Here is a 3,740-nt window from a genome sequence, read left to right on the forward strand (position 1 = left end):
TGTTTGGTCGTTAGACCGGAAAGCTTATGGGTCTGTAGCTCAGGTGGTTAGAGCGCACCCCTGATAAGGGTGAGGCCGGTGGTTCGAGTCCTCCCAGACCCACCACCAAGCACCTGGGGCCATAGCTCAGCTGGGAGAGCACCTGCTTTGCAAGCAGGGGGTCGTCGGTTCGATCCCGACTGGCTCCACCAGTACCTGGCACGACCGCTTCGGATGTGTAGATACGCGCACACAAAGATTGATTGGAAGCCAACCGGCGTTGAGGCCGGCGTGGTGTTCTTTGAAAACGTAAACGAGTGACAAGCGTTTTGGTTCGAAACCGAACCGAGATGTGTCGTTGAGGCAATTGTAGCGAGCGTTGTTTGGCGGAATCCGAATCCTGAGGAGGAATCGGAGTATGCCCTGAGGCGACTTGGGGTTATATGGTCAAGCGACCAAGCGTATACGGTGGATGCCTTGGCAGTCAGAGGCGATGAAGGACGTGGCAGCCTGCGAAAAGTGTCGGGGAGCTGGCAACAAGCTTTGATCCGGCAATGTCCGAATGGGGAAACCCACCGCTTAGGCGGTATCCAGTACTGAATACATAGGTGCTGGAAGCGAACCCGGGGAACTGAAATATCTAAGTACCCGGAGGAAAAGAAATCAACCGAGATTCCGTAAGTAGCGACGAGCGAACGCGGAGCAGCCCAAAAGCGCACAGTGTTTTAGCTGAAGGACCTGGAAAGGTCCGCCATAGACGGTGATAGCCCGGTAGGCGAAAGGGCACCGTGCGTGAAATTGAGTAGGGCGGGGCACGAGAAACCCTGTCTGAACATGGGGGGACCATCCTCCAAGGCTAAATACTCCTGACTGACCGATAGCGAACAAGTACCGTGAGGGAAAGGCGAAAAGAACCCCGGAGAGGGGAGTGAAATAGACCCTGAAACCGTATACGTACAAGCAGTGGAAGCCCGCAAGGGTGACTGCGTACCTTTTGTATAATGGGTCAGCGACTTACTGTCAGTGGCGAGCTTAACCGTCTAGGGGAGGCGAAGGGAAACCGAGTCTGAATAGGGCGCATAGTCTCTGGCAGTAGACCCGAAACCGAGTGATCTATCCTTGGCCAGGTTGAAGGTGCGGTAACACGCACTGGAGGACCGAACCCACATCTGTTGCAATAGATGGGGATGAGCTGAGGATAGGAGTGAAAGGCTAAACAAACTCGGAGATAGCTGGTTCTCCTCGAAAGCTATTTAGGTAGCGCCTCGGACGAATCTTCCTGGGGGTAGAGCACTGTTATGGCTAGCGGGTCATCGCGACTTAGCAAACCATGGCAAACTCCGAATACCAGGACAGACTATCCGGGAGACACACGGCGGGTGCTAACGTCCGTCGTGAAAAGGGAAACAACCCAGACCCGCAGCTAAGGTCCCCAAGTTCTAGCTAAGTGGAAAACGATGTGGAAAGGCATAGACAGCCAGGAGGTTGGCTTAGAAGCAGCCACCCTTTAAAGAAAGCGTAATAGCTCACTGGTCGAGTCGGTCTGCGCGGAAGATTTAACGGGGCTAAGCTAGACACCGAAGCTCGGGGTGCATACTTTGTATGCGCGGTAGAGGAGCGTTCCGTAAGCCTGTGAAGGTGGATCGAGAGGTCTGCTGGAGGTATCGGAAGTGCGAATGCTGACATGAGTAACGATAATGCGGGTGAAAAGCCCGCACGCCGAAAGCCCAAGGTTTCCTCGCGCAACGTTCATCGGCGCAGGGTGAGTCGGCCCCTAAGGCGAGGCAGAAATGCGTAGTCGATGGGAAGCTGGTTAATATTCCAGCACTTTTCTTAAGTGCGATGTGGGGACGGAGAAAGTTAGGTCTACCGGGCGTTGGTTGTCCCGGGGAAAGGCGGTAGGCGGTGATCTTAGGCAAATCCGGGATCACATACGCCGAGCACCGAGACGAGCCCTATTGGGCGAAGTGACTGAGACTACGCTTCCAGGAAAAGCCACTAAGCTTCAGCTTAAGAAAAACCGTACCGTAAACCGACACTGGTAGGCAGGGTGAGAATCCCAAGGCGCTTGAGAGAACTCGGGTGAAGGAACTAGGCAAAATGGCACCGTAACTTCGGGAGAAGGTGCGCCCATCGGGGTGGCTACATGCGTAGCTGAGCTCTGATGGGTCGCAGTAACCTGGCCGCTGCGACTGTTTATCAAAAACACAGCACTCTGCAAACACGAAAGTGGACGTATAGGGTGTGACGCCTGCCCGGTGCTGGAAGGTTAATTGATGGGGTCAGCCGCAAGGCGAAGCTCTTGATCGAAGCCCCAGTAAACGGCGGCCGTAACTATAACGGTCCTAAGGTAGCGAAATTCCTTGTCGGGTAAGTTCCGACCTGCACGAATGGCGTAACGACAGCGGCGCTGTCTCCACCCGAGACTCAGTGAAATTGAAATCGCTGTGAAGATGCAGCGTTCCCGCGGCAAGACGGAAAGACCCCGTGAACCTTTACTATAGCTTTACACTGAACGTTGAGTTCTTCTGTGTAGGATAGGTGGGAGGCTTTGAAGCGCAGACGCCAGTTTGCGTGGAGCCATCCTTGAAATACCACCCTGAAGTGCTTGACGTTCTAACCTAGGCCCGTAATCCGGGTCAGGGACCGTGTATGGTGGGTAGTTTGACTGGGGCGGTCTCCTCCCAAAGCGTAACGGAGGAGCACGAAGGTACGCTCAGCGCGGTCGGACATCGCGCACTGTGTGCAAAGGCATAAGCGTGCTTGACTGCAAGATCGACGGATCAAGCAGGTACGAAAGTAGGTCTTAGTGATCCGGTGGTTCTGTATGGAAGGGCCATCGCTCAACGGATAAAAGGTACTCCGGGGATAACAGGCTGATACCGCCCAAGAGTTCATATCGACGGCGGTGTTTGGCACCTCGATGTCGGCTCATCACATCCTGGGGCTGTAGCCGGTCCCAAGGGTATGGCTGTTCGCCATTTAAAGTGGTACGCGAGCTGGGTTCAGAACGTCGTGAGACAGTTCGGTCCCTATCTGTCGTGGGCGTTGGAGATTTGAGGGGGGCTGCTCCTAGTACGAGAGGACCGGAGTGGACGTTCCGCTGGTGTTCGGGTTGTCTCGCCAGAGGCATTGCCCGGTAGCTATGAACGGAAGTGATAACCGCTGAAAGCATCTAAGCGGGAAGCACGCCCCAAGATGAGATCTCCCGAGAGCTTGACTCTCCTTAAGGCACCATCAAGACTAGGTGGTTGATAGGCGCGATGTGGAAGTGCAGCAATGCATTGAGCTTACGCGTACTAATGCGCCGTGCGGCTTGACCATATAACCCCAAGACGCTTCGCAACCCTTAGCGAAACATCTCGATTCACCAACTCGCTTGTCACTCGTTTACCCCTTTTGAAGCCGGCGCTTTATAGCGCTGCTTCAACCCCTTCCCTGGCGGCCATAGCGCTGTGGTCCCACCCGATCCCATCCCGAACTCGGAAGTGAAACGCAGCCGCGCCGATGGTAGTGTGGCTTGTCCATGCAAGAGTAGGTCACCGCCAGGGGCTTTATCCTGAAAACCTCCACCGGAAACGGTGGAGGTTTTTCTTTGCGCGCTTGCCTAAAAGCACGCGTCGGCCGACGCGGGCCGTCCAACGCCGCGGTCGCGGGGGACCTGAGCGCTTCCGCCAGCTGCGGCCCGGGATCCACCGCCACGCTGTGCGGGCTGGAATCCATCCGATGCCCGCGCCGCGTCCGTGCGCTGGCATGAGCGG

2 tRNA genes and 2 rRNA genes are annotated in these 3,740 nt (G+C 55.8%); all 4 read left to right on the forward strand.

Annotated elements, in window-relative coordinates:
• Positions 1-28 precede the first annotated feature (28 nt).
• The 4 genes from ACFWZU_RS16170 to rrf all read left to right on the forward strand — a co-directional run bounded on the left by ACFWZU_RS16170 (position 29) and on the right by rrf (position 3,530).
• Positions 29-105 (forward strand) — tRNA-Ile (locus tag ACFWZU_RS16170).
• Positions 106-115: 10 nt separating this feature from the next.
• A tRNA-Ala gene (locus ACFWZU_RS16175) sits at positions 116-191 on the forward strand.
• A gap of 233 nt (positions 192-424) precedes the next feature.
• Positions 425-3,303: ribosomal RNA gene (locus tag ACFWZU_RS16180) — 23S ribosomal RNA — on the forward strand.
• Positions 3,304-3,416: 113 nt separating this feature from the next.
• Positions 3,417-3,530 (forward strand): 5S ribosomal RNA (gene rrf, locus ACFWZU_RS16185).
• The last annotated feature ends 210 nt before the right edge of the window (positions 3,531-3,740 follow it).

Origin of the sequence: Frateuria sp. GZRR33 (assembly GCF_051900425.1) — a bacterium.
Taxonomy (GTDB): Bacteria; Pseudomonadota; Gammaproteobacteria; order Xanthomonadales; family Rhodanobacteraceae; genus Frateuria_A.